Annotated in this window: 20 protein-coding genes, 1 tRNA gene and 1 pseudogene; 9 read left to right on the top strand and 13 right to left on the bottom strand. The window is 58.4% G+C overall.

Annotation, left to right across the window (positions count from 1 at the left end; translation table 11 throughout):
* Positions 1–781, top strand: a pseudogene (locus NUV55_RS01090) (hypothetical protein); the annotation flags it as partial.
* Between the two features lie 102 nt (positions 782–883).
* On the opposite strand, the gene NUV55_RS01085 reads toward NUV55_RS01090, so the two are convergent.
* The 3 genes from NUV55_RS01085 to speA all read right to left on the bottom strand — a co-directional run bounded on the left by NUV55_RS01085 (position 884) and on the right by speA (position 4189).
* Complete coding sequence (locus NUV55_RS01085; protein ID WP_296669618.1) at positions 884–1165, bottom strand: hypothetical protein; 282 nt, start codon at positions 1163–1165, stop codon at positions 884–886.
* 36 nt (positions 1166–1201) lie between these two features.
* Positions 1202–1990, bottom strand: coding sequence for a hypothetical protein (locus tag NUV55_RS01080; RefSeq protein ID WP_296669616.1), 789 nt, complete (start codon positions 1988–1990; stop codon positions 1202–1204).
* Positions 1991–2296: 306 nt separating this feature from the next.
* Positions 2297–4189, bottom strand: a complete 1893-nt coding sequence (gene speA / locus NUV55_RS01075) for a biosynthetic arginine decarboxylase (RefSeq protein ID WP_296669615.1) — start codon at positions 4187–4189, stop codon at positions 2297–2299.
* A 100-nt stretch (positions 4190–4289) separates the two neighbouring features.
* Between speA and speE the strand changes: the two genes are divergently transcribed.
* The 3 genes from speE to NUV55_RS01060 all read left to right on the top strand — a co-directional run bounded on the left by speE (position 4290) and on the right by NUV55_RS01060 (position 6976).
* A complete protein-coding gene (gene speE / locus NUV55_RS01070; protein WP_296669613.1) occupies positions 4290–5135 on the top strand; it encodes a polyamine aminopropyltransferase in 846 nt (281 codons plus the stop codon).
* 115 nt (positions 5136–5250) lie between these two features.
* Entirely contained in the window at positions 5251–5484 is a 234-nt protein-coding gene (locus NUV55_RS01065) for a CDGSH iron-sulfur domain-containing protein (RefSeq protein WP_296669611.1), read from the top strand.
* 76 nt (positions 5485–5560) lie between these two features.
* Positions 5561–6976: a YdgA family protein gene (locus tag NUV55_RS01060; protein ID WP_296669609.1), complete on the top strand. Its 1416-nt coding sequence runs from the start codon at positions 5561–5563 to the stop codon at positions 6974–6976.
* A 50-nt stretch (positions 6977–7026) separates the two neighbouring features.
* Here NUV55_RS01060 and NUV55_RS01055 read toward each other — a convergent pair whose 3' ends face one another.
* The 3 genes from NUV55_RS01055 to NUV55_RS01045 are packed head-to-tail and all read right to left on the bottom strand — an operon-like array spanning position 7027 to position 9924.
* Complete coding sequence (locus tag NUV55_RS01055) at positions 7027–8403, bottom strand: ammonium transporter (protein ID WP_296669607.1); 1377 nt, start codon at positions 8401–8403, stop codon at positions 7027–7029.
* Positions 8404–8420: 17 nt separating this feature from the next.
* The gene (glnK, locus tag NUV55_RS01050) at positions 8421–8759 is read right to left on the bottom strand and encodes a P-II family nitrogen regulator (protein WP_296669605.1); all 339 of its coding nucleotides are present in this window, start codon (positions 8757–8759) and stop codon (positions 8421–8423) included.
* Positions 8760–8817: 58 nt separating this feature from the next.
* A complete protein-coding gene (locus NUV55_RS01045) occupies positions 8818–9924 on the bottom strand; it encodes a DUF3138 family protein (protein ID WP_296669603.1) in 1107 nt (368 codons plus the stop codon).
* A 261-nt stretch (positions 9925–10185) separates the two neighbouring features.
* On the opposite strand from NUV55_RS01045, the gene NUV55_RS01040 reads away from it, so the two are divergent.
* On the top strand, positions 10186–10425 hold the full coding sequence (locus tag NUV55_RS01040; protein ID WP_296669601.1) for an accessory factor UbiK family protein: 240 nt from the start codon (positions 10186–10188) through the stop codon (positions 10423–10425).
* Positions 10426–10497: 72 nt separating this feature from the next.
* Positions 10498–12012 (top strand): YifB family Mg chelatase-like AAA ATPase, encoded by a 1515-nt coding sequence (locus NUV55_RS01035; RefSeq protein ID WP_296669599.1) that lies wholly within the window; start codon positions 10498–10500, stop codon positions 12010–12012.
* Positions 12013–12075: 63 nt separating this feature from the next.
* Here the strand turns inward: NUV55_RS01035 and NUV55_RS01030 are convergent, their stop codons facing one another.
* The gene (locus NUV55_RS01030) at positions 12076–12594 is read right to left on the bottom strand and encodes a c-type cytochrome (protein ID WP_296669598.1); all 519 of its coding nucleotides are present in this window, start codon (positions 12592–12594) and stop codon (positions 12076–12078) included.
* Positions 12595–12892: 298 nt separating this feature from the next.
* On the opposite strand from NUV55_RS01030, the gene NUV55_RS01025 reads away from it, so the two are divergent.
* The 3 genes from NUV55_RS01025 to NUV55_RS01015 all read left to right on the top strand — a co-directional run bounded on the left by NUV55_RS01025 (position 12893) and on the right by NUV55_RS01015 (position 17294).
* Positions 12893–12969 (top strand) — tRNA-Arg (locus NUV55_RS01025).
* A gap of 566 nt (positions 12970–13535) precedes the next feature.
* On the top strand, positions 13536–15242 hold the full coding sequence (locus NUV55_RS01020) for a PAS domain S-box protein (protein WP_296669596.1): 1707 nt from the start codon (positions 13536–13538) through the stop codon (positions 15240–15242).
* A 15-nt stretch (positions 15243–15257) separates the two neighbouring features.
* On the top strand, positions 15258–17294 hold the full coding sequence (locus NUV55_RS01015; RefSeq protein ID WP_296669622.1) for a GGDEF and EAL domain-containing protein: 2037 nt from the start codon (positions 15258–15260) through the stop codon (positions 17292–17294).
* A gap of 35 nt (positions 17295–17329) precedes the next feature.
* Here NUV55_RS01015 and lpdA read toward each other — a convergent pair whose 3' ends face one another.
* The 6 genes from lpdA to NUV55_RS00985 all read right to left on the bottom strand — a co-directional run bounded on the left by lpdA (position 17330) and on the right by NUV55_RS00985 (position 25610).
* Positions 17330–18766 carry a dihydrolipoyl dehydrogenase gene (gene lpdA, locus NUV55_RS01010; protein ID WP_296669594.1) on the bottom strand — a complete coding sequence of 479 codons (1437 nt, stop codon included), beginning with the start codon at positions 18764–18766 and terminating at the stop codon, positions 17330–17332.
* 2 nt (positions 18767–18768) lie between these two features.
* Positions 18769–19986, bottom strand: a complete 1218-nt coding sequence (gene odhB / locus NUV55_RS01005; RefSeq protein ID WP_296669592.1) for a 2-oxoglutarate dehydrogenase complex dihydrolipoyllysine-residue succinyltransferase — start codon at positions 19984–19986, stop codon at positions 18769–18771.
* 18 nt (positions 19987–20004) lie between these two features.
* The gene (locus NUV55_RS01000; protein ID WP_296669590.1) at positions 20005–22872 is read right to left on the bottom strand and encodes a 2-oxoglutarate dehydrogenase E1 component; all 2868 of its coding nucleotides are present in this window, start codon (positions 22870–22872) and stop codon (positions 20005–20007) included.
* A 172-nt stretch (positions 22873–23044) separates the two neighbouring features.
* A complete protein-coding gene (locus NUV55_RS00995) occupies positions 23045–23686 on the bottom strand; it encodes a thiol:disulfide interchange protein DsbA/DsbL (RefSeq protein ID WP_296669588.1) in 642 nt (213 codons plus the stop codon).
* Between the two features lie 68 nt (positions 23687–23754).
* The gene (gene mpl, locus NUV55_RS00990) at positions 23755–25113 is read right to left on the bottom strand and encodes a UDP-N-acetylmuramate:L-alanyl-gamma-D-glutamyl-meso-diaminopimelate ligase (RefSeq protein ID WP_296669586.1); all 1359 of its coding nucleotides are present in this window, start codon (positions 25111–25113) and stop codon (positions 23755–23757) included.
* Positions 25113–25610 carry a hypothetical protein gene (locus tag NUV55_RS00985; RefSeq protein WP_296669585.1) on the bottom strand — a complete coding sequence of 166 codons (498 nt, stop codon included), beginning with the start codon at positions 25608–25610 and terminating at the stop codon, positions 25113–25115. The genes mpl and NUV55_RS00985 overlap by 1 nt, the downstream gene beginning before the upstream one ends.
* Positions 25611–25633 lie beyond the last annotated feature (23 nt).

The following is a 25633-nucleotide window of genomic DNA, read 5'->3' as shown; positions in this document are numbered from 1 at the left end:
CTTCGTCGAAGGACAGATTGACAAAATGCTCGCGAGCGCCGGACCGTGCGGCTTGCCGATCGCCGGCCCCGGCGCGGGCGGGTTAGCCGGCATGTTGGGCGGACGCGGGGCAATGCCCGGCCTTCGATCGATACCGGGTGGAGGCAAGATGCCTCGCTCGGGTGTTGCCGGCGCGGCCAAAGGCGCGCTCCCCTCCATGCCCGGTATGGGCGGCGGCATGGCGATTCCGCCGGGCATGGAAGGGATGATGAAAGACCAGATGGCGCAGGCTCAGGCGATGATGGCAAAAGAACAGGCCCAGCACGGCGCCGACGTTCAGGACAAGGAAGGCCGCGAGTCTCCGGGCGCCATGCCGGACATGACGAAAACCATGCAGGCCATGCAGGAGGGCGAGCCACTGACCCATGTTGAAGTCGATGAGTTGGCCACGCTGCTGGAACGCATGTCGACCGCGATGCCCTCGGCCGCGCCCCAGTGCAAACCGGGAGAACTAAAGAAAGTGCTGCAGCAGGCCTCTGACTCGCCCATGACCGGCGGGATGCTGCGCATGATGCTGGAACCGATGCGCGACATGCAGAAAAATCTCGACGAGGCGCGCGTCACGTTCGCGAAGATGCCTGAAGCGCAGCGCAGCGAATACGTGGAAATCATGGCCGCCGAGTTTCGCGGCTGGGACAAGGAAAACAAGCAGGCCTTGCTCGGTATGGTAGAGACCAATTTTCTCGGCATGCCCGATACGATGAAGACGCAGTTACTCGCGCGCCTGAAGCAGGCGAAATAACGCGCCGGTTTCGTGCAGGGTAGTCATATAAAAATGAAGCGGCGAAGAGGAACGGATAAGGCCTGATTCATTGGCACGCCAGCACAAGGACAATCTTATAATTCAAGACCTGACCCTCTTATTCCCCTCAGATGGGAGGCCCGTGACTAATGGGATGTTGCCGTTCAGCCAGTCGGAGATACTAGTGAAATCTGTGCCAGCGAAGGAAATAACAATTTCGTTGCCACGTCGGAAGGAGATGGCTTCGAAGCCGGAGGAGGTTAAATTCGCATAGGAGCCCAGAACTTCCTCCCAACCAAGGGGAACAGGAATCTTGTTAATGTCATCACGAGTCGAAATATAAGCTGCGCCAGCCATTAATGCGTATTCGTGAGTAGAGGCCATGTTTTGATTCCTTAATGTGCGTAAACAATTACCAAATTATTTCGAAATTGAATCCACAAACTTTCTTCCAAAATCACCTTCTGAGCTGATCCATGCATCCTTGTAGTACATCATTTTCGGACAAGTCGTCTTAGCTGTAGTAACTTCTGCACGAGTAAGAGCTCGGCTCCCCGAATCCCTATTCAACTTCTTGATATTTTCAACCGAGACAAAACCATCCTGTGCGATCATGTTCTGGATTTTTCTCTTTTTATGTTCATTGGAATCTGGAGCCAGAATCACATTTAATTCTTTAAACTCTGCTGGGAATTGCTCCAGAAGAATACGCTTCCATTCATTTTCGTATTTAAAGAATACATAAGGTGGGTTCGGTCGGCCCCATTTGTTATACGCCATACAGCCGCCGGGTGTAGTGACTATGTACGGTATGTTGTTCAGGATATCGATCATGTACAAAACAAGATTGTCTTGATACGCCCTTCCAAAATCACTCTTCCACGTCACAGTCTGTTTCGTCCCCGGAACCGTAAACGTGAGCGTGGACTCCTTCAGCGGATCGGGTTGTCCAAGTTCACGGAGGCCTTTGGGATCGTAAGTATTCGTGCGGGTGACGATGATTTTATTGCCGTCGTGAAGTAGCACTTCTTCCTTCCAGGTCATGGAAGAACAGGCGCTTAGCGTGGCTCCCAGCGTTAATATAAAAACAATAGACTGCGCCACACGTAACAGTGACTTTGTAATTTTTATGGTTTTCATATCGCGGCCCTCAAAATCATGATTTTCTTCCATGCAGATAGTCGAGGCTTTGGTAGCGTCATGTTTCACGGCATCCTAGCGCAGGAAGCGATAACTCGCATTGTCGGTTATAGATGTGTCCCCGTTTAAAAAGAGGGACACATCTGTGGGAACATCTCGTATATAACCGCCGGATTCCGTGCTGATTAAATTGCATGGGGGGCCATAGCTTGCGCTTCATGCTCACCATTATTGACCGGCAGTATACCAGTGAAGGTACCCGTTTGAATCGCGTGGCGTATGGCCGCCCATTCCTGGTGAGGAACCTTTTGGGTCAAGAGAAATAGAGTCAAGTCTTGAAATATAAATTTTCTCTCATTAGTGGTTTGTAAATCACTAATCCTCTAAATAGGTATACCCCTTCAACCCTTCCGACAACTCAGCAAGATAGGTCTCGCGGTTTTGCGCGCTGAGTGATTTCGCGCGTTCGATCTTCGCGCGGTAGGCCGCGAGCAGATCGTCGGCGTTGAAGTGCACATAACGCAACACTGAATCCACAGTGTCGCCTTGCTGCGCTTGTGACAATTGATGGCCGCCGTCGGGCTTCAGTTCGACGTGAATCGAATCGGTGTCGCCGAACAGATTGTGCATGTCACCAAGAATCTCCTGATAGGCGCCGATCAGAAAAATCCCGAGCAGATAAGGCTCATTCTCACGCAGCGGGTGCAGCGGCAGCGTGGAGTCGATACCTTCGCCGTCCACATACAGGTCGATGCTGCCGTCGGAATCGCAGGTGATGTCCTGCATCACGCCGCGGCGCGTGGGTGGCTCGTTCAGGCGATTCAGCGGCACCACCGGAAAAATCTGGTCGATGGCCCAGTGGTCGGGCATGGACTGGAACAGTGAGAAATTGCAGAAATACTTGTCCGCCAGTTTTTCATTCAGTTCATCCAGTATCTCGCGATGCGTGCGGCTGCCCGGCTGCAGCAGCTCGCGTACCTTCCAGCAGATGGCGAAGTAAATCTGCTCGGCGCGGGCGCGCTGCGCCAGTGTCAGCACCCCGTGGCTGAACATGCCCTGGGCCTCGGTCAGGCGGTAAGCGGCGTCGTGATAGGCCTCGACCACGGAGCGGTCTGATAGTGTGGCGAGCGTCTGCCACAGGTCGCGGATGATCGCGGGTTCGCTGTCGGTCGCCTTCGGTACCGAATCCGCGCCCGGGGCGGATTCGGTGTCCACGACATTCGTGATGAGCACGGCGTGGTGCGCGGTCATGGCGCGGCCAGATTCGGTCACGATGTCGGGATGCGGTAGTTTCTTTTCGGCGCAGATTTCGGTAATGGCATGCACGATGTTGTGGGCGTACTCATCGACCGAGTAGTTCATGGAGCAGAAGCTGCGCGAGCGCGTGCCTTCGTAGTCCACACCGAGCCCGCCACCGACGTTGAGCACCTTGATGTCGGCGCCGTTGGCGCGGAATTCGGCGTAGTAGCGCGCTGCCTCGCGCATGCCGAGTTGGATGTCCTGGATGTTGGCGATCTGCGAGCCCATGTGGAAGTGCATCATTTGCAAGCTGGGCAACAGCTTGGTTGCGCGCAGACGCGCGATCGCGTCCAGCACTTGGCTGGCAGAGAGACCAAATTTGGATTTGTCGCCACCGGTGTTCTGCCACTTGCCGGCGCCGATCGACGCCAAGCGCATGCGTAGGCCGATCAGTGGCGTGATGCCCAACGCGCTGGATTCCTTGATGACCAGCTCAAGCTCCGTGGGCTTCTCGACGACGATGTACACACGATGCCCCAGCTCCTTGCCGATCAGCGCGAGACGAATGTATTCGCGGTCCTTATAGCCGTTGCACACCACCACGCCGCCGTCCTGGCGCGACAGCGCCAGTACCGCCAGCAGCTCGGGTTTGGACCCGGCCTCGAGCCCGACGCGGCCGTCGTCGCGCGCGAGGATTTTCTCGACCACGCTTTTCTGCTGGTTGACCTTGATGGGGTAAACCGAGGTGTAATGGCCGCTATAACCATCAGCCTTCATGGCGCGGTCGAAGGCGCGGCACAGGGTCTCGACGCGGTGGCGCAGGATGTCGGAGAAGCGTACCAGCACCGGCAGCGACAAACCCGCGGCCTTGATCTCGCGGGAAAGTTCGAACATATCGATACCGGGATGCTCGGCGCGGGCGTCCGGGCGGCACACGAGGTGGCCCTTGGCGTTGATGTCGAAGTAGCCGCCGCTCCAGTGGGCGATGTTATAGGTGTCGCGCGCTTTTTGGATGGACCAGTCGATCATGGAATGAAGTATCAAGTAGCGGTTCGCAAGTATCAAGTAGCCGGCCACGCGTGCGGCGTATAAAATCGCATGACTTCTCACTCACCTATCACAAAAAAACATGGCGCTCGACAAAACCTGGTACACCGAAGAATGGGCCGGACAGGGCTCGGCCATCTCGCTCAAGATCAAGGACAAGGTCCACGACGAGAAGTCGCCCTACCAGCGCATCGAGATTTACGAAACCGAAACCTTCGGCACGCTCATGACGCTCGATGGGCTGGTGATGGTCACCGACCGCGACAACTTCGTGTACCACGAGATGATGTCGCACCCGGCGCTGTTCACCCATCCCGATCCGAAGCAGGTGCTGGTCATCGGCGGCGGCGATTGCGGCACGCTGCACGAAGTCCTGAAGCATAAATCCGTGGAACTGGTCGAACAGGTAGAGCTCGACGAACGTGTTACGCGCGTGTCGGAAAAATTCTTTCCCGAGTTGTGTGAATCCAATAACGATCCGCGCGCGAAACTGCACTTCGCAGATGGAATTAAATGGGTGGCGGAAGCCAAACCCGGAACCTACGACGTCATCATCATTGACTCGACCGACCCGGTGGGCCCGGCGGCGGGCCTTTTCTCCGAGGCCTTTTATAAAAACTGTTTCCGGGCGCTGCGGCCACAGGGCGTGGTGGTCGGCCAGAGCGAATCGCCGCTGTTTCACGCCGAGCTGATTCGCTCCGTGCAAAAATCTTTCAAGGCCGCGGGTTTCCGCGATGTCGCCACGCTGTTCTTTCCTCAGTGCACTTATCCCTCCGGCTGGTGGAGCGCCACGATGGCGAGCAAGAGCGAATCGGTGACGACATTCCGCGCCAAGGCCTCCGCCACGAAAACCTTTGCCACGCGTTATTACAATCACGACATTCACGCCGCGGCTTTCGCCAGTCCTGAATTCCTGCGGACACGCTGAATAGCAAAAAAATAATCCGCCCACTCTGGAATTGAACCCAAACACCGTTCGGCGTATAAACACACCCGCAGACACATCCCCAAAAAATATTCATTCCACCCGGAACAGGATTACCATGGAACCTAATATCGCGCAGAAGGGCCCTTACGTGCTCGACCTCAAGCCCGGCACCTACTGGTGGTGCGCCTGCGGCAAGTCGAAAACCCAGCCTTTTTGCGACGGATCGCACAAGGGCAGCGGCTTCGAACCGGTCAAACTGGAGTTGACCGAGCCCACCAAGATTGCCTTGTGCGGTTGCAAGCACTCCGCCAATAAACCCCGCTGCGACGGCACCCACAAAAAATTCTGACGCTGCCAGACCGTCTCAGTCTCGTGAGGGCGCCCGTACCGCCATGCACTGACTGCCATGGCCAGAAGGCTCACCGATGAAGAAAATTGTTCTCGCCACCGTTCTAAGCATCGCGGCGACGCTGGTGCTGATTGCCCTGGCGCTGCCCTTCTGGTTTGGGCTGGAGACTGAAAAAACCTACGCGGCTATGCTCGACCAGTTGTCGCGCAGCAGCGGGCTGCAATTCACGGGCAAAAACTACGAGCGCGGCTGGCTGAGTTCCACCGCCGAGAGCGTCATCCGTCGCCCGGAAGCCTCCTTCGAAATCGTTGCGCGTCATCACATCAGTCACGGACCACTCCCGCTGGACCGGGTGCTGGAGGGAAAATGGCTCCCTGCACAGGCGCATATCACCAGTCAAATCCAGCTTGATCCCCCCGGCAATAAGGATACTTTCACCCTGCCGCCACTGACCGCTACTACCACCTTTCATTTCAACGGCGCCAGCAGCGTGCACGCCGAGCTATCCCCCGTCAAAAAAGCCGGCGCACAGGGTCAAATCATCGACTGGCGCGGCATGGACGCTGATATGACGTTCGATCGTGAATGGAAAAAAATCCGTCTCGATGTGCGAATGCCGGCATTGGCCTTGGCCACGCCGGGGAAACAGGGTGAGTTCTCTTTGTCCAAAGCAGTGCTGCATTCCGACATGCATGAGGGAACGGCGGGTTATTTCTTCGGCGATGGCGCGCTAACCATCGGGCAGATTGAATTTGGCGGCGCCACCGAGCGCGTCAGTCTGAAAGGTCTGGAAATATCCACCTCGGCGCAGCCCGTGGGCGAGAACGTTACCCTGATCATCCGTTATCAGATCGGTGAAATACGCGCGGGGGACGAACGTTTCGGGCCCGGCCAGCTGGTCATGGAATTGCGCCATCTCGATGCCGCCGCGCTGGTGAAATTCAAGAACGAAATGGACGGTCTCTACCGCGGGAATCTGCCACCACCGCAGGCCGCCATGATGCTGGCAGGCAAAGGGCTGGAACTGATTGGCTCGCTCTCCAAAAAAGCACCGGAGCTGGAAATCACGCGCCTGAGTTTCAAAACCCGGGACGGCGAGATCAGCGGTCGAGCCAAGTTCGTGCTCGACGGACGCAAGACCAACCTCACCCAAAATCCCATGAAGCTGCTGACATCGCTGGTGGGCGACGTGGAGGTTTCCATCCCGTCACCGGTGGTGAAACAAATGCTTGCTCCCCAGATTCGACGGGACATTGAAACCCACTACCGAAACGGTTCGCTGAACGAGCAGGAAATCGCCAAACTCGATCCGGCTAAAATGGCGGCAATCGTCGACCAGGTATTTCCCCAGTACCTCGCACGTAACGAATTCACGCGCAGTCTTGTAGAGGAAAATGGAGCCTATAAATTGACCCTGACCCTCCGGCAGGGTCAGATGCTGCTCAACGGCAAGCCCATCCACCTGCCGACCCGGGCAGCCGTTACTTTGTAAAAAAAAACGGGCGCCCGAGGCGCCCGTCAATATAACTACCCAGGAAAGATTTACAGGTTGTATCCGCGCTCGTCGTGCGACGCAATATCGAGGCCTTCGACTTCCTGCTCCTCGCTTACGCGCAGGCCGACAATCATATCCACGATCTTGAGAATGATATAACTCGCCACGGCCACGAAGCCGATGGTAATCAGCACGCTCTTGATCTGTATCCAAACCTGCGCGCCCATGGCCAGATCGGTCTTCAACCCGTCCATGCTGGTGGCAAAGACACCCGTCAGGATGGCACCGATGATGCCGCCCACGGCATGCACACCGAAGACATCGAGCGAATCGTCGTATCCCAGTGCGCGCTTGATTTTGGCTGAGGCAATGAAGCAGCCCACGCCCGCCACCAGGCCGATGATCAGCGCCCCCATGGGGCCGACAAAGCCGGACGCCGGGGTGATCGCGACCAGTCCTGCGACCGCGCCGGAGGCGATGCCGAGGACGGATGGCTTGCCGTGACTGATCCACTCCGCGAACATCCAGGCCAGCGCCGCGCCGGCCGTGGCGATCTGCGTCACTGCCATGGCCATGCCAGCCGAGCCGTTGGCCGCGACCGCGCTGCCGGCGTTGAAGCCGAACCAGCCAAACCACAGCATCGAGGCACCCATCAGGGTGTAACCGAGGTTATGCGGCATCATCGCGACCTTGGGATAGCCCTTGCGCGGCCCGAGCACCAGCGCCGCCACCAGACCGGCAATACCGGCGTTGATGTGCACCACGGTCCCGCCCGCAAAATCGAGTACGCCCATGTCCCACAAGAAACCGCCGTCACCGCTCCACACCATGTGCGTCATGGCGGTGTAGACGACCGTGAACCACAGCCCCATGAACAGCATCAGCGCCGAAAACTTCATGCGCTCGGCGAAGGCGCCGACAATCAGCGCCGGGGTGATGATGGCAAAGGTCATTTGGAACGTCATGAACACCGATTCCGGGATGGTCCCTTGCAGACTGTCAACTTTCAGGCTCTTAAGGAAAGCCTTGTCGAACCCACCGTAGAACGACGCAAAATTAGTCACGCCTTTGGCCATGCCGGCAGTCGAAAATGCCATACTGTAGCCGTACAGCGCCCATAACACGGTAACCAGCGCCGTGATCGCAAAGCACTGCATCATCACTGACAGCACGTTCTTGGACCGCACCATGCCGGCGTAAAACAGCGCCAAACCCGGGATGGTCATGAACAGTACCAGCGCGGTGGACGTCAGCATCCAGGCAGTGTCACCAGAGTTGAGGGTTGGCGCTGCCGGGGCGGGAGCCGCAATCGCCGCCACCGCCGGAGACGGTGCTTCCTCGCCGAAGGCCAGCATGGGCAAGGCCGTCAACAACACAACGCCCAGAATGCCGAGCAGCTTTTTCAGATCAGAATGCGTAAACATGGATATTTTCTCCTGTATCAAAGCGCATCTTTGCCGGATTCACCGGTGCGGATACGAACGACCTGTTCGAGGTCATAGACAAAAATTTTGCCGTCGCCGATCTTGTCGGTGCGTGCCGACTTGGTGATCGCCTCGACCACCCGGTCGAGCTGCTTGGCATCGATCGCGACTTCAATTTTCACCTTCGGCAGAAAATCCACGACATATTCAGCGCCACGGTAAAGCTCAGTGTGGCCCTTCTGCCGGCCGAAGCCCTTGACCTCGGTGACGGTAATGCCCTGCACCCCGACTTCCGCGAGCGCATCGCGGACGTCGTCGAGCTTGAAAGGTTTGATAATGGCAGTAACGAGTTTCATGTTGTCTCCTCTCGGGCTCCCGGGGCGGCATTTTCCGCCCCGGTCACCGTGACTAAAACTAGAACTTGTAGATGGCCTGAAGACCCAGAGAATCCTGGCTCTTCTTCAACTGACCGTCCTCCGTGAACACGCTCTGGTCAGACTTGTCCTTGCGATACTCGGCACGCATCTCGACGTTTTTCGCCGGCATATACGCCAGCGTCAGCGTGGTTTCCTTTAGCTTCTGCGTGGTGCCCGTGCGATAGCCCTGCTTGTCCTTGAACGACTCGGTGCGCAGCGACAGACGATACTGATCGCTCAACGAGTAGTTCACGTAGCCAGCAAGACCGTCCCACTTGGCGTTGGTCCCAGCAACTTGTTCCTGCTCACCCTTGTCATAATTGAGCACGAAGCTCAAGGCATCCGTCGCGGTGATGGTGGCCACTACGTCAAGCACGTTGCGGTCAGCCGGTGTGGTGGTACCGGTCGATTCCTTGCCTGTGTAATAAGAAGCTGCCAAGGACAGCATCTTGGCCGGCGCAGCGATGACGCCGAGTTCAACAGTCTTGCTCATGGCACGCTGGCCATCGGCCGCCGCGGTTTGCTGTGTTTCGCGCATGACGTCCCAACCGTTATTGATGCCGGCGATCACTTTGAACGCGTCGGTGACAGCATAGGTGGCGCGCATGCCGGTATGGGTAAAGGGAATCGCATAACCGAACAAGATCGAACGCGAAAAGTTGGTGTTACTCGGGCTCTCGATCAGTTCCGCGCCCGCGAGCGTGGCGAATTTACCGGCAATCACGCTGAGGCCACCGTTGGCGTACTGCATGTAAGCCTCCTGCACCTCGAAATCGTCAGCGTTGCTGGTCCCGGACGAGGCAATCGCGCGCGCATCCGACCCGGCGTTAAGCTGGGCAAAGCCGCCGAAGCCGCTGGCCGGCAAATAGCCTATCGACAGGTCCAGCATCTGCAGATTGAAACCGCGGTTCTCGGTGTCGAATACACGGTAGGTGTTTGAGCCGACATCGGTGGACAGATTGTTGTGCGAAAAGTCCACGTAACCATTGACGGTAATACCCGACGCCTTAAGCACTTCACCCAGTGTCGGTACTTTCTCGGCCGCGACCGCGGCGGCGGCGCAAGCGGACAGGCTGACTGCCAGAATTGTTTTACGGAAATTCATGTTTATCTCCTCAAGTAACGGCTCACGGTATCCACACCGCTGCCGGATGTTAAAAATAGAAACTACCCACACGTTTCCCCAAATGACGTGGGCTTAAAAGCAGTTTCTGTGCCATAGTGTTTTCTATTTAAATAACAGTGAGTTAACTGATATTTGAGTAAAGAGCAGGGTGGTTTATGCACCAATATAGAAGTCAATTTTCATGCGATGCACTATTTGAGTGCATCAGAACTATGTCGGAGAGCCTTATAATTCCGCACCATGATCGACACCAAAATCATCGACCAGTTCGTCTCGGCAATAACCCGCGTCCTGCCGGAAGGCCCGAAGGGTTTCGAAAAAAATGTGCGCGCGGCCATGCAGGGAGTTTTCGACCGCATGAATCTGGTCAGCCGCGAGGAACTCGAAGTGCAGGAGGCAGTATTGGCGCGCACCCGTGCGCGTCTGCAAGAGCTGGAAAAGCGTATCACCGAGCTGGAAGAAAAACTGAAGAAAAAATAGACTGGTTTAAAGAAATATAAAAAACGATTTTTATAATTCTTCCCCTTTTAACTGCAATTATCGAGAACACGCATGTCGCTTGCCGTCGTCCACAGCCGCGCCCAAATCGGGCTAGAGGCACCGCCGGTCACGGTCGAGGTGCACCTGGCCAACGGCCTGCCGAGCCTTTCCATCGTCGGTCTGCCGGAGGCGGCGGTGAAGGAAAGCAAAGACCGCGTGCGCGCGGCATTGCAGAATGCACGTTTTGAATTTCCGGCGCGGCGCATCACCGTCAACCTAGCGCCGGCCGATCTGCCCAAGGAAGGCGGGCGTTTCGATCTCCCCATTGCCATCGGCATCCTCGCCGCTTCGGGTCAGATATCGAACCGGGATCTTGAGAAATATGAACTGATTGGTGAGCTGGCACTGACGGGGCAGCTGCGACCGGTGCTCGGCGCGTTGTCCGTGGCACTGGAAACACGCCGCATCAACCGGGCGCTGATCCTGCCGGAACCCAACGCCCCGGAGGCGGCACTGGCCAACGGGGCAGACATTCGCGGCGCGAAACATCTGCTTGAAGTCACCGCCCATTTCAACAGCGAGAGATTCCTGGCGCGACACGAGCCGGTGCTGCCTGTACGGGAGGAATCCGGCGTGCCGAATTTGCGCGATGTCAGGGGACAGCACCAAGCCCGACGCGCGCTGGAGATTGCCGCCGCCGGCGGGCACAGCCTGCTCATGATCGGCCCGCCGGGGGCAGGCAAAACCATGCTGGCCTCACGCCTGCCCGGAATCCTGCCGACTCTCGAAGACGACGAGGCGCTCGAGGCCGCCGCCATCCAGTCATTGCACAAACCGTTCTCCCTCAAACACTGGAAACAGCGTCCGTTTCGCGCGCCGCATCACACCGCCTCCGCCGTGGCTCTGGTCGGCGGCAGCAGCCTACCGCGTCCGGGCGAGATTTCGCTGGCGCATCATGGCGTTCTGTTTCTGGACGAACTGCCGGAATTCGACCGCCACGTGCTCGAAGTGCTGCGCGAACCGCTGGAATCGGGTTGCATCACGATTTCGCGCGCGGCGCGTCAGGCGGAATTCCCGGCGCGGTTTCAACTGGTGGCGGCCATGAATCCCTGTCCCTGCGGTTACTACGGTGATGCTTCCGGACGCTGTCGTTGCTCGCCAGATAAAATTCTGAATTACCGTGCGCGCCTTTCCGGACCCTTGCTGGATCGCATCGACATGCACGTGGAAGTTCCGGCAGTTCCGCGCAAGGTGTTGCTGGATCAGACATCGCACAATGGCGAATCCTCGGAAGCAGTCAGGCCAAGAGTGGAGAAGGCGCGTGAACGCCAACGTAATCGCAGCGGTTGCTACAACGCCCAGCTCAATAATCAGCAGATCGAAAACGTCTGTCAGGTGGATAAATCAGGTCGGCAATTGCTCGAACAGGCCATCGACCGGCTCGGACTTTCAGCGCGCGCGTATCATCGTGTATTGAAAGTTGCGCGCACCATCGCCGATCTGGCACAAGAAAACGCCATACGTCCGGCGCACCTGGCGGAGGCGGTGCAGTATCGCTGCCTGGATCGCGGCGCAGCACTCACCTAAACAAAAAAGCGGCCTTGCGGCCGCTTTTTACAAACATCTTTTTACAAACACTAAATACGAATATTACTTCGCTGCGCCAACCATGTAGTCCACGGCCGCCTTCACGTCTTCGTCCTTGAGGCTCATGTTGCCACCCTTGGGAGGCATCATGCCGGCTTTGCCCTGGTAGCCCTTGATGGCATGTGTGTGCAGCGTGTCGGCACCCTGTGCAATGCGTGGGCCCCAATTCGCCTTGTCACCCAGCTTCGGCGCGCCGGCAACACCGGCCGCATGGCATGCCATGCAGGAAGCATCATAGATTTTCTTGCCCTTGTCCTCCGCACCTGCCGCATTCGCGGAAGGAATGATGGCGTCCATCACCCGATTCGAAGAGCTGGCAACTTTTTCCGTCGGCGCCGTACCAACGGTCAACTCACCCACCGGCTTGATACGCTCGGCGACGGCCTTGGCATCGGCCGTGGCTTCAACCGGCTTAGCCGGCCTGCCGCCAACCATCTGCGCAAGAATAAAAATAACGACCGTCAACGCCACCAGGGCGGCGATCAGGCCCGAAAAAGATTTCCAGAATGCACGATCAGTCATGATTTACCTTTACTCACGTTTGGTATGTTGAAGTTTCTACCCGCCGAACGGCGGAACCCAGAATTTAGCCGTATTAGTATAGCCTAATATTCGTTTTGAAAAAATCCCCTCATTACTCAGGATAGACGCTGTCTACTGCGACAGGTATTCTTGCCTCTCCGCTGCGCCCGGGAAATGATCAAGATCAAATCCTTATCAACACCCTTAGCTCAGCTGGGTAAATCGGAGGTTCCCGGAAGCCCGTTGACGCATGCACTCCGGGGACTGGATGATTCGAGTGTTACCATTGTCAAAATAAGCGCCCTTAGCTCAGCTGGATAGAGCGTCAGCCTCCGACGCTGAAGGTCAGAGGTTCGAATCCTCTAGGGCGCGCCATCAAAGCAAAAAAAGCCCCCACGCGGGGGCTTTTTTTGCTTTGGGTTACGGTCGTTGATGGTTTCGAACCACTGACCGATTTTTCATAAATCCAGAGGTTCGGCAAATCCGCCGAGGGTGAGGAGCGGCGCAGGGATGCACCGATTGCGGAGTCGAGGATGCAATTTGGACAGCGGAGCGCAGCGACACTGGCCCCGAAGGGGCGAAGCCCGTAACGGCCGAGTAATCCTCTCGGGCGCCCCATATAAAACATAAGCCCCCTTGCGGGGCTTATGTTTTATATGGAGTTCCTCGAAGGTATTCGAAGGCTCTGACCAACTTCAACGCTGTTATTCCCCTAAATCAGGGATGTTCCCAATACCCTTTTTGCACAGGCGGAGCCATATGAAACTGGTCTAAAGTTTGCATATACCCATACAAATTTTTTAGGGGAAAGCCACTGGAACAGGGTGACACAAAACCAGAAACCGGCATCGGTACCGGAGTCAATTCCACTTGACCGGGGAAAACAGCGGAACCCCGCACCGTACGGTGCGGCGTAGCCCATAGGTAACAGTAAGACGCACATGAGCCCACATTCAAGCGACATCATATTGCGCGAGATCGCGCAGGCGATTTCGATGGCGAGCGGAGAAGAATTCTTCCGCCACCTCGTGGCGGCTCTGTGCCAGACGCTGGAAGCGGATTTTGCTTTTATCGGCCGGCTGGATGCCGACGACCCCAATCGCATCCATGTCATGGCCGTGTGCGTCCGCGGCGAGATCGGGCAGAACTTCAGCTACCAACTCCACGGCACCCCGTGCGAAAACGTCGTCGGCAGGGAGCCCTGCCACTATCCCCGCGATATTCGCAACCTGTTCCCCGAAGACCACATGCTGGTGGAGATGGGGATCGAGAGCTACATCGGCCATCCGCTGTTCGGCTCGGCCCAGCAGCCGCTCGGGCTGCTCGCGGTGATGCACAGCCAGGCCATGCCCGACGAGGAGCCGGTGAAATCCGTCCTGCGGATCTGCACCTCGCGTGCCGCGGCGGAGATCGAGCGCATACAGGCGGAAGAGATGCTGCGTGCGAGCGAGACAAACCTGAGATCACTCGCGGAAAACGCCGATGAAGGCATTCTGGTCAATCGGGCCGGCCGACATGTCTTTGCCAACCGGCGGATCGCGGAGATGCTGGGGTACCGCATCGATGAACTGCTGCAGACCACGATCAAGGACATTGTTCACCCTGACGAGCAGGAGCGGGTGACCGAGTTGTTCCGCAAGCGCATGACAGGCCATCACGTCCCCAACCAGTATGAAACGGTATTCGTGGCCAAAGATGGCAAGCGCGTTCCGATGGAAATCAGCGCCGCCGCCACCGTCTGGCAGGGAAAGCCCGCGGGCCTGGTGTTCTTGCGCGATATCACCGAACGCAAGCAAGCGGAAGCCGAGACGCGGAAGCTCTCAAGCGCCATCGAGCAGACAGCAGACTCCGTGATCATCACCGACCGCGACGGCATCATCCAGTACGTGAACCCGGCCTACGAAGAAACCACGGGTTTCAGCCGGGAAGAGACGCTGGGCAAAAAATCGAATATCGTCAAGTCCGGGAAACACGAGCCGGCGTTTTATCAGCACCTGTGGGAGACCGTCCGGAGCGGCCAGACGTTCCGCGACGTGTTCATCAACCGCCGGAAAAACGGCGAGCTGTTCTACGAGCAGAAAACCATCACGCCGCTTAAGGACGAAAATGGAAACATCACGCATTTCGTTTCCACCGGCAAGGACATCACCGCGCACGTGCTGGCCGAAAACGAAAACCGACGCATGCAGACATTCCTCAATTCCGTGGTCGAGAATCTCCCCAACATGCTGTTCGTCAAGGATGCAAAAGACCTGCGGTTCGTGCGCTTCAACAAGGCCGCCGAGGAATTGCTCGGCTATTCCCGCGACGAGATGCTCGGCAAGAGCGATTACGACTTCTTCACCAAGGAAGAGGCGGATTTTTTCACCGCCAAGGACAAGCAGGTTCTAAATAGCGGCCAGTTCCATGATGTCCCCGAGGAATCCATTCACACCCGCCACAAAGGCGTGCGCATCCTGCACACCAAAAAAATCCCGATTCTGGATGAGGCGGGAAAGCCGCTTTACCTGCTCGGCATCTCCGAGGACATCACCGACCGCAAAAAAACCGAAGACACCGTGTTGCGCCTGGGCCGCATTCTCGACAAATCTTCCAATGAAATCTACGTGATCAACGCCGAAACCCTGCGCTTTGTACAGGTCAACTAGGGGGCGCGACGCAATCTGGGGTACAGCGCGGAAGAACTCGCGCACATGACACCGCTGGACATCAAGCCGGACTTTACGCGCGAGAAATTCGATTCCCTGATCGCGCCGCTGTGGCGGGACGACACCGGCCGGGTGGTGTTCGAGACCGTGCACCAGTGCAAGGACGGCTCGCTTTACCCGGTGGAGGTGCAACTGCACCTCTCGCGCGCCGAGTCACCGCCCGTGTTTGTCGCCATCATCCAGGACATCACCGAGCGCATGCAGACAATGGAGACGTTGCGCGAGAGCGAGGCGAGCCTGGCACGCGCCCAGCGCATCGCGCATCTCGGCAACTGGGATTGGAACATCGTCACCAACGAGCTGCACTGGTCCGACGAAATCTACCGCATTTTCGGCCTCACACCGCAACAGTTCGACGCGACCTATGAGGCATTCCTGAGTTTCGTGCATCCGGACAACCGGCAATCCGTCATCGACGCGGTCAACAAGGCCATGCACGAGAAGGAACCCTACAGCATCGACCACCGCATCGTGCGGCCCGACGGCACGGAGCGCATCGTGCACGAACAGGCCGAGGTCACTTTCGATGAAAACGGCAAACCGATCCGCATGATCGGGACGGTTCAGGACGTTACCGAACACCGACAGGTGCAGGAGCGCCTGCACAATCTCGCCTTTTACGATTCGCTCACCGGCCTGCCCAATCGCCAGCAGATCAACGACAGTCTTTCCCGTGCCATGCTGGAGGCCGAAAGCCGCGACCGCCTGGTCGCCGTCATGTTTCTCGATCTCGACCGCTTCAAGAACATCAACGACACCCTCGGGCATGACGTGGGTGACGCGCTGCTGAAAGAAGTCGCTGTGCGCCTGAAGGCCAGCTTGCGTCCCGGCGATTCCATCTCACGACTGGGCGGGGACGAATTCATCCTGATACTGGGCAATATTGCGCATATTAACGACGTGACACGCGTGGCGCAGAAAATTCTGGATCAGTTCATACCGCCGTTCCGCATCGCCGGGCGCGACCTGTTCGCGTCGCCCTCCATCGGCATCACGCTCTATCCCTTCGACGACAACAACACCGAGAATCTGCTGAAAAACGCCGACACCGCCATGTACCACGCCAAGTCGCTGGGGCGGAACAATTTCCAGTTCTACACCGCGGAACTCAATGCCCGCGCCGCGCGCCAACTCGAACTGGAGACCGGTATGCGGCGCGCGCTGGAGCGCGAGGAATTCGTGCTGCACTATCAGCCGCTGGTGAACATGCAGAGCGGGCTCATCGTGGGCATGGAGGCGCTGTTGCGCTGGCAGCACCCGGAATGCGGGCTGATCCCGCCGATGGAATTCATTCCGCTTGCCGAGGAAACCGGCCTGATCGTGCCCATCGGCGAATGGGTGCTGCGTACCGCCTGTGCCCAGGTCAAGGTCTGGCACGCGACCGGCTTCCCGGCCCTGCACGTGGCGGTGAATCTCTCGAGCAAGCAACTGCAGCAAAAAGATTTCGCGGAAGTCGTCAAACGGGCTCTCGGGGAAACCGGCCTGGAACCCCGGAATCTCGATCTCGAACTGACCGAAAGCCTGCTGATGCAGGACATGGAATCGGCGGTCGCGATCCTGAAAGAACTGAAGGACCTGGGCGTGATGATCTCCCTCGACGACTTCGGCACCGGCTATTCGTCACTGAGTTACCTCAAGCGTTTCCCGATCGATTTCCTGAAAATCGATCGCAGCTTCGTGAAGGACATCGCCCACGACCGCTATGGTGCGGGCATCGTGCGCGCCATCATCGTCATGGCCCACACGCTCGGCATGAAGGTGATCGGCGAGGGCGTCGAAACCAGCGAACAACTCGGGTACTTGCGTAACCAGGGCTGCGACATCATCCAGGGTTACTTCTGCAGCGAGCCGCTCGCGACCGAGACGTTCACCGACCTGCTGAAGGACTGGCAAGCCATCCGGATGGGAAAGTGCAGCATCAAGAAAGCATCCGGGGCGCCGCACAAGAAAAAGGGCAAATCAACACGCCGTTCCAGCAAAAAGAAAGGCTGAACTTCCCCCGCACCACACTTTGACGCGTTAAGGTTTTACGACTTCCCCCGCCGCGGCTGCGCCATATGAATAGCGTGGCCGGCCACGGCAAGCGACGCCTCGTGCAGCGCTTCGGACAGCGTCGGGTGAGCAAACATGGTAAGCATGATGTCCTCGTTTGAGGCACCAAAAGACATGGCGAGCGCCGCCGGGGCGACGACTTCGGAGCAATGGGGGCCAATCAGGTGTACGCCCAGCACACGGTCGGTACTTGAATCGGCAAGCACCTTGATGAATCCGGAGGCCTGGCCCATGGCCTTGGCGCGGCCGTTGGCCGCGAATGGAAAAACGCCGGTACGACAGGCAATACCCGCCGCCTTCAGTGCCTGCTCGGTCTTGCCCACCCAGGCAATCTCGGGCTGGGTGTAAATCACCGAAGGCACGACGTCGTAGTTCACTGTCGTTTCGCGCCCGGTAATGCGCTCGGCCACCATCACGCCTTCTTCCATTCCCTTGTGCGCCAGCATCGGCCCGCGCACCAAGTCACCCACGGCGTAGACTTTGGGCAGATTCGTGCAACAGTGCTCATCGACATGCACGAAGCCCCATTCATCCAGCAACAAACGATTGTCGTCGCTAGCGAGTCCGACGGTGTTGGGGCGCCGACCCACTGCGACGATCAGACGATCCACGCTTTCCGTGTGATCGCCATCCTTATCCTGATAGCGAACCGTCACGGCGCCTTTCTCGACCTTACTTTCCAGCACTCGTGAGCCAAGACGTATATCGAGACCTTGTGCAGTGAACTGTTTGAGCGCTTCGCGCGCGATCTGCTCATCGGCCATGGACAGGAAATTTTCCTGCGCCTCCAGCAGCACCACCTCGGCACCGAGCCGGCGCCATACGCTGCCAAGCTCCAGACCGATCACACCGGCGCCGATAATGCCCAAACGCTCTGGCACTTCCTTGAACTCGAGGGCCCCTTGCGAATCCACGATGCGATCGCCGTCGAACGGTGCGCTCTTGAGATTGACGGGCGTCGAACCGCTCGCCAGGATCACGTGCTCGGCCTCGATCTGCGATTTCGACTTTGCGGAAATTTCTACAATATTGTTGAGCAACAATTTTCCACGCCCCGGTATAAATGTCACGCCATTGGCCTTGAACAGCGTGGCAATGCCACGCGTGAGTTCGGACACCACCTTGTCCTTGTGCGCCAGCATGGCCGACAGATCCAGGCCGAGTCCCTTGAACTTGAGGCCCAGTGCCGAGCCGTGATCGCGCGCCTGGACAAACAGTTCGGAAGTTTCAAGCAGAGCCTTGGAAGGGATGCAACCGGCGTTGAGGCAGGTGCCCCCGAGTGCGGCTTCGCCGGCGATGGTCTGCCAGTCGTCCACGCACGCCACCTTCAGGCCGAGCTGGGCGGCACGGATGGCCGCGGTGTACCCCGCCGGGCCGGCGCCGATTACAACCAGATCGTAACGGTCAGTCATGGTCACACCTCCAGCAGCAGGCGCGCCGGATCTTCCAGCAGTTCCTTGATCATCACCAGGAACTGCACCGCCTCGCGCCCGTCCACTAGGCGATGGTCGTAGGAAAGCGCCAGGTACATCATCTGTCTGATCACGACCTGGCCCTTTTCCGCCACCGGCCGGTCCTGGATTTTGTGCATGCCCAGGATCGCGCTTTGCGGCGGATTCAGGATCGGGGTGGACATGAGCGAGCCGAACACGCCGCCGTTGGTGATGGTGAAGGTTCCGCCGGTGATTTCCTCAAGCGTGAGCTGGGCATTCTGCGCACGCTCGCCCAAGTCCCGGATACGGGACTCAATCTCAGCCATGTTCAGAGTGTCGGCGTCGCGCAGCACCGGCACCACCAGACCGCGCGGCGAACTGACCGCGATGCCGAGGTCGTAGAAGCCGTGATAAACGACCTCGTCGCCGTCGATCGAAGCATTGATCCCGGGGAAGTGCCGCAGCGCCTCCACCGTGGCCTTCACGAAGAACGACATGAAGCCCAGACGCACTCCGTGTTCTTTTTCGAAACGTTCGCGGTGACGCGCGCGCAACTCCATCACCGGCTGCATATTGACCTCGTTGAAGGTCGTCAGGATCGCGGCCGTGTGCTGCGCCTCGACCAGGCGCTCGGCGATACGCTTGCGCAAGCGTGTCATGGGCACGCGCTTCTCTGGCCGCTCCCCGGCCGGCATGGCGGGAGCTGAGACAGGGGAGGGGGCAGACGGCTTCGATTTCGGTTTCGCTTCCGGGACGGACACAACCGGCACGGGCTCGGTGAAATCAACGTGCTTCAACACATCTTCCTTGAGGACCCGGCCGTCTTTGCCGCTGCCCGAAATTTTTCGTTCATCGATTCCCTGCTCCAGCATTATTCGTTTGGCGGACGGCATGGCAGGGGGGGCGGGGGCGGATGCCGGTTTCCCGGTCGCCGGTTTGGGCGGGGCCATCGTCCCTGACGCGGACTTGTCCAGACGGCCAAGCACTTCACCCGATTTCACGGTCGCGCCGACCGGGGCCTTGATCTCGGCCAACACCCCGTCGGCGGGCGCCGGGACTTCGAAAACGATCTTGTCGGTTTCGATCTCCGCCAGCAGTTCATCGCGCGCGACCTTTTCGCCCGGCTGCTTGTGCCAGGTCAGGATGGTGCCTTCCGTGACGGATTCCGGAAAAACCGGGACCGTGATGTCAGTAGCCATGGTGGTCTCCGCGGAGAATCATGTCATCTGCCCCAGCGCCTGGTCGAGCAGTTCATGCAATTGGGTGATGTGCAGCTGGTAGCTGCCCACCGCCGGGGCGGCGGACAAAGGCCGGCCATGATATTCCAGGGTCGCTGCCGGCGGAACGATGCGCCGCAGATGATGCTGAATCTGATACCACGCACCCTTGTTCTGTCCCTCTTCCTGGCACCAGATGAAACGGCCGGCGTTGGGATATTTCGCCATCTCGTGTTTCAAATCCTCTTCCGGGAACGGGTAAAGCTGCTCGATGCGCAGGATCGCGACATCGAGGCGCTTGAGCGCTTCGCGGCGCTCGATGAGATCGAAATATATTTTGCCGCTACAGAAGATGAGTTCTTTCACCGACTTGTTATCGAGCTCATCCGCTTCGGGCAGAACCGCCTTGAAACGCCCCTGCGTCAGATCCTCAAGACTGCTCACCGAACCGCGGTGGCGCAACAGGCTTTTGGGTGTCATGACCACGAGCGGCTTGCGGCAGGACCAGAGCATCTGGCGCCGGAGCAGATGAAAAAATTGCGCCGGGGTAGTCGGCACACACACGAACATATTCTGCTGGGCGCAGAGCTGCAGGTAGCGCTCCAGCCGCGCCGAGGAATGTTCCGGACCCTGGCCTTCAAATCCGTGCGGCAGAAATAACACTATCCCGCAGAGCCGGTTCCATTTCTGCTCCCCGGACACAATGAACTGGTCGATCACCACCTGGGCATTGTTGGCGAAGTCGCCGAACTGCGCCTCCCAGATGGTGAGCGTGCGAGGATCGGTGGTGGCATAACCGTATTCGAAGGCCAGCACTGCTTCTTCCGACAGCAGCGAATTGATCACCAGAAAACGCGGCTGGCCTTCGTAAAGATTGCGCAGCGGCACGTAGGCCGTGCCGTCCTTTTGGTTATGCACCACGGCGTGGCGATGAAAAAAGGTGCCGCGCCCCGAATCCTGACCGGATAGACGCACGCCATAACCGTCCTGCAGCAGCGTGGCATAGGCAAGATTTTCGGCGAAACCCCAGTCCAGCGGTAGCGCGCCGGCCGCCATTTTGCGTCGGGCGTCGTAAATTTTGGCCACCTGCGGATGCAGTTCCAACCCTTCCGGAACATGCAACATCTTTTCGGTCAGGGAACGGATGGTCTCGAGACTGCTGTGTGTGTGGGTGGAGGGATCGCAGCGACCATTCACGTAAGGGGTCCAATCAGCGAGGTAGTCGTATTCCGCGGTTTCCCGGCTGACGTGATGCGGCGCAACATTATTGCCGGAGTCCAGCCGCGCTTGATATTCCCGACCCATGACAGCGGCCGCGTTCTCGGTAACAACGCCAGCCTGAGTTAGTTTCCCGGCATAGAGGGCGCGCGTTGTCACCAGCTCGCGGATACGCCGGTACATCAGCGGCTGGGTCACGGTCGGCTCGTCGGCCTCGGAATGGCCATGACGGCGGTAACTGTAGAGATCGATCACAACATCCTTGTGAAAGGTCATGCGGTAGTCGAGGGCGATTTGCGTGACCAGCAGCACCGCCTCGGGATCGTCACCGTTGACGTGAAATATCGGCGCACCCACCATCTTGGCAACGTCTGTGCAGTAGAGCGTGGAGCGAGCGTCCTGCTGGTGACTCGTGGTGAATCCAATCTGGTTGTTAATCACGACATGAATAGTGCCCTTGGTTGCATACCCGCGTGACTGCGACATGTTGAAAGTTTCCATCACCACGCCTTGACCAGCGAAGGCGGCGTCGCCGTGGATTACCACGGGCAACACGCGATTGCCGCGACTGTCCTGACGCCGTTCCTGCCGCGCCCGCACCGAGCCCTGCACCACCGGTCCGACGATTTCGAGATGCGACGGGTTGAACGCGAGCGCCACGTGCACGGCACCGCCTTCGGTGCCGATGTCAGAGGAATAGCCCAGGTGGTATTTCACGTCGCCGGTACCGCCACTCGATTGTGCCTTGCCCTCAAACTCGCGGAACAATTCGGCCGGGCTCTTGCCCAGGATATTGACCAGCACGTTGAGCCGCCCGCGGTGCGCCATGCCAATGATCACCTCTTTCGTTCCGTTCGCGCCGGAACGCTGAATCACCTCATCCAGCAACGGAATCAGGCTTTCGGCGCCCTCGAGTGAAAAACGCTTCTGTCCAACGTATTTGGTATGCAGGAAGTGCTCGATACCTTCGGCCGCGGTCAACCGCTCGAGCAAATTTCGCCGCGTCTCGGGAGGATACGCGGGTGCGCCGCGGACGCTCTCGATCCCGCTCTGCAGCCAGCGCTTTTCCGCCGTGTCGTTGATGTGCATGTATTCGATGCCGATCGTGGAAGCGTAGGTGGAACGCAGCTGCGCGAGAATTTCACGCAACGTAGCCTGTCGGGATCCCACCAGCGAACCGGTCTCGAAAACCACGTCGAGTTCGGGATCGCCCAATCCGTAATAACGCGGGTCGAGCTCGGGGATGTTTGGTGGTTCCCGCAGCCCGAGCGGATCGAGCATCGCTATCTGGTGCGCGCGATAGCGATAGGCATTGATCAGCTGCAGTACCTTGACCTGGTTGTGCGCGGACTCGGCCGGCGCGGCTCGTGGCACCTCGCGGGCGGCGCTGGCCGGCAGTGGACGGCGATGTGCGATCTGGCGGAATTCCTCACGCACGTCGGAATGGGAAACATCCCGCTCCACGCCATCGACACGCGGCAGGCTCCCGAAGTAAATGCGCCAGTCGGAAGGCACGGAGGCGGGATCGTGTAAAAACTGCTCGTAGAGCTCCTCAAGATACGCGGCGTTGCCGTCCGCCAGCATCGAGGATCGCCAGCGGGCGCTCAGGCTTTGATCCTTGGTGGTGTTGTTCGTCTGCTTTCTATCCATGACAGCCCGAGATCGCCGGAAACCGGGGAAGTGGCCGGCGTGCCACTCCACCCTAGCTTAGCAGGCGCGACACTCCCTGCCCGTGACAGAATACGCGGTAACCCCGCGAGAAACCTGCCAGCAGCGCGGGGAAAACCGGTGCGACCGTGGCGTTACGCCGTCACTTTAACTGCTACTTTTTTGCCGGTTTTTTCTTGCGTTCCTTGGCAGCCTTGCCGATCAGGTGATCCAGCAATTTCAACATGGCGTCTTCGCCGCCGGCCATGGCGCTGGTAGTCATGTATTTTCCATCCACCACGATCGCGGGCACGGAACTGATGTTCAGGTCCTGGTTGAGTTGCTTCGCCTTCTCCAGTTTCAGGCGCACGCCGAATGAATTAAATGCCTCGTCGAATTTCTTGCGGGCCACGCCGTGGCTCGTGACGAAACCGGCAATGGCCTTTTCGTCATTGAACGCTCCCGGCTGCTCCTGCACCGCCTTGAAAAAAGCGCCGTGCAGTTTTTCCAGCGCGCCCATTGCCTCAAAGGTGTAATAGGCTTGGCCATGAATCACCCAGCGCGGGGCAGTGCCGGGGGAGCGCACGAATTGCGCGTTGGCGGGTATTTTCTTCAGCCATTTCGCCAGTACTGGCTCCAGCACATAGCAATGCGGACAGCCGTACCAGAAAAATTCCCGCACCTCAATTTTGTCGTCGGTCTCGACCGCCGCCGGAAAGGGCAGGACCATATAGTGCTTTCCTTCCTCGAATCCAGCCTGGGCCAGTCCCGGAAGCAGGAACAGAGCCATCAAACAGCCGCCTAAAAATCGTTTCATTATGGTTCTCCGTGGGATATTTTAATTGAGCGTAAAAAAACCGGCCCGGCTATGCAAGTAGTGCACGGCTAGCGCTTCTGTAATTGCTCAAGCAGCCGGGTATGAATGCTGCCGAAAGCGCCGTTACTCATGATCAATATATGATCATCCGGGCGCGCCTCCCGAGACAGCGTCTCGATGATTTCCTCCACCGTCGGGTAGACATGTCCGCGTCCTTGCAGGGCGTTCGTCACCCGTTCCAAATTCCAGTTAAGGTCAGCGGGCCGCAGCATCCATACCTTGTCGGCATGCACCAGAGAGCCGGCCAGTGTGTCACGGTGCACTCCCATGCGCATGGTGTTGGAGCGCAATTCCAGCACCGCCAGGATGCGCGCGTTACCAACACGGGCGCGCAAGGCCTCCAGCGTGGCCGTGATCGCCGTGGGATGATGCGCAAAATCATCATACACCGTGATGCCGCTAACCACGCCGCGCACCTCGAGCCGGCGCTTGACGTTGCGGAACTTCGCCAGCGCCGCGATGGCGGTCTTGACCGGCACGCCGGCATGGCGCGCCGCGGCAATTGCCGCCAGAGCATTGGCCATGTTGTGGTTCCCGAGCAAGTCCCACGAGACCTCGCCCTGGCCCTGCTTATTAAACAACACCTGGTAACGGCTGGCATCTGGCTTGAGCGGAACGGCCTGCCATCCGCTTTCCGATCCGAAATGCTCCACCGGAGACCAGCAACCCACGGTCAGCAGATTGGACAGATTCTCGTCCTGTGCGTTCACCACGATCAGTCCCGATCCGGGTATGGTTCGTATTAAGTGGTGAAACTGCAGGATAATCGCGGCGAGGTCAGGAAAAATATCCGCGTGATCGAATTCAAGATTGTTCAGGATGGCGGTGCGTGGGCGGTAATGGACAAACTTCGAGCGCTTGTCGAAAAAGGCGGTGTCGTATTCATCGGCCTCGATGACAAAAAACGGACCATCGCCCAGACGCGCCGAAACGCCGAAATTCTCCGGCACGCCGCCGATCAGGAAGCCGGGTCTGAGTTTGGCGTACTCCAGTATCCAGGCCAGCATGCCGGACGTGGTGGTCTTGCCGTGTGTGCCGGCCACCGCGAGCACCCAGCGGCCGTGTAAAACATTTTCCGCAATCCATTGCGCTCCAGAGGTATAACGAAGGCCGCGGTCCAGCACTGCCTCGACCAGCGCATTTCCGCGCGACAGCGCGTTACCGATGATCACGAGATCGGGCCTGGCACTGTCGAGATGTGCCGCGACGTAACCCTCCATCAACCGGATGCCCTGTGCCTCGAGCTGAGTGCTCATGGGCGGATAAACCTTGGCATCCGAGCCGCTAACCTCGTGACCGAGATCGCGCGCGAGCAGCGCCACGCCACCCATGAAGGTCCCCCCGATACCGAGAATATGAATGCGCATCAGTTCGTCGCTGGAATTGGATTCATGAAAAGACCCGTCACACCAATCGAAAAAATCAGGTAAAAAAGGCTCGCGGCCAAAGCGGCCGCCAGACTAATAGACAGGGCATGCCGCAATATGTGCCCGAATACCAGCGTATACCACACTAAAAAGGCCGCCCATACCCATTCCGGCTGAAATACTTCACGCACAAGACCGGCGGCACCCCATGCCAGCAGCGACAACAGGGCACCACAACCGGCCAGTGCGGTGAGCGTCTGGGTCAGGCGATTTTCCAGCTGCCGCCACTGCAACACCAAATGTGTTACGGCGGTAAGCAGCAGCGTGTCCACCGCCGCCGCCAGAATGGCGTTTTCGAATGTGAGCACATCGAGCACACCGAGCATGCCCGCCGCGGCGTAGGCAACGAGTGCTCCCAACATCCCGGCGCGCGAGGCCGTCAGGTCCTGGGGGCTGGCGCGCAACAAACAGATACCGATCAATATTTTCAGCGGCATGGTTTTATGAAATTATGATTAGC

Source organism: Sulfuricaulis sp., from assembly GCF_024653915.1.
Taxonomy (GTDB): Bacteria; Pseudomonadota; Gammaproteobacteria; order Acidiferrobacterales; family Sulfurifustaceae; genus Sulfuricaulis.
This window is presented reverse-complemented; position numbering and strand designations above follow the sequence as displayed.

What these genes read in the sequence shown, in the direction of transcription:
- NUV55_RS00985 (WP_296669585.1), bottom strand. Translation starts at nt 25,610, where the DNA reads ATGCCGCTGAAAATATTGATCGGTATCTGTTTGTTGCGCGCCAGCCCC.
- mpl (WP_296669586.1), bottom strand. Translation starts at nt 25,113, where the DNA reads ATGCGCATTCATATTCTCGGTATCGGGGGGACCTTCATGGGTGGCGTG.
- odhB (WP_296669592.1), bottom strand. Translation starts at nt 19,986, where the DNA reads ATGGCTACTGACATCACGGTCCCGGTTTTTCCGGAATCCGTCACGGAA.
- NUV55_RS01035 (WP_296669599.1), top strand. Translation starts at nt 10,498, where the DNA reads ATGTCGCTTGCCGTCGTCCACAGCCGCGCCCAAATCGGGCTAGAGGCA.
- lpdA (WP_296669594.1), bottom strand. Translation starts at nt 18,766, where the DNA reads ATGACTGACCGTTACGATCTGGTTGTAATCGGCGCCGGCCCGGCGGGG.
- speE (WP_296669613.1), top strand. Translation starts at nt 4,290, where the DNA reads ATGGCGCTCGACAAAACCTGGTACACCGAAGAATGGGCCGGACAGGGC.
- NUV55_RS01020 (WP_296669596.1), top strand. Translation starts at nt 13,536, where the DNA reads ATGAGCCCACATTCAAGCGACATCATATTGCGCGAGATCGCGCAGGCG.
- NUV55_RS00995 (WP_296669588.1), bottom strand. Translation starts at nt 23,686, where the DNA reads ATGAAACGATTTTTAGGCGGCTGTTTGATGGCTCTGTTCCTGCTTCCG.
- glnK (WP_296669605.1), bottom strand. Translation starts at nt 8,759, where the DNA reads ATGAAACTCGTTACTGCCATTATCAAACCTTTCAAGCTCGACGACGTC.
- speA (WP_296669615.1), bottom strand. Translation starts at nt 4,189, where the DNA reads ATGATCGACTGGTCCATCCAAAAAGCGCGCGACACCTATAACATCGCC.
- NUV55_RS01000 (WP_296669590.1), bottom strand. Translation starts at nt 22,872, where the DNA reads ATGGATAGAAAGCAGACGAACAACACCACCAAGGATCAAAGCCTGAGC.
- NUV55_RS01060 (WP_296669609.1), top strand. Translation starts at nt 5,561, where the DNA reads ATGAAGAAAATTGTTCTCGCCACCGTTCTAAGCATCGCGGCGACGCTG.
- NUV55_RS01085 (WP_296669618.1), bottom strand. Translation starts at nt 1,165, where the DNA reads ATGGCCTCTACTCACGAATACGCATTAATGGCTGGCGCAGCTTATATT.
- NUV55_RS01065 (WP_296669611.1), top strand. Translation starts at nt 5,251, where the DNA reads ATGGAACCTAATATCGCGCAGAAGGGCCCTTACGTGCTCGACCTCAAG.
- NUV55_RS01040 (WP_296669601.1), top strand. Translation starts at nt 10,186, where the DNA reads ATGATCGACACCAAAATCATCGACCAGTTCGTCTCGGCAATAACCCGC.
- NUV55_RS01055 (WP_296669607.1), bottom strand. Translation starts at nt 8,403, where the DNA reads ATGTTTACGCATTCTGATCTGAAAAAGCTGCTCGGCATTCTGGGCGTT.
- NUV55_RS01045 (WP_296669603.1), bottom strand. Translation starts at nt 9,924, where the DNA reads ATGAATTTCCGTAAAACAATTCTGGCAGTCAGCCTGTCCGCTTGCGCC.
- NUV55_RS01030 (WP_296669598.1), bottom strand. Translation starts at nt 12,594, where the DNA reads ATGACTGATCGTGCATTCTGGAAATCTTTTTCGGGCCTGATCGCCGCC.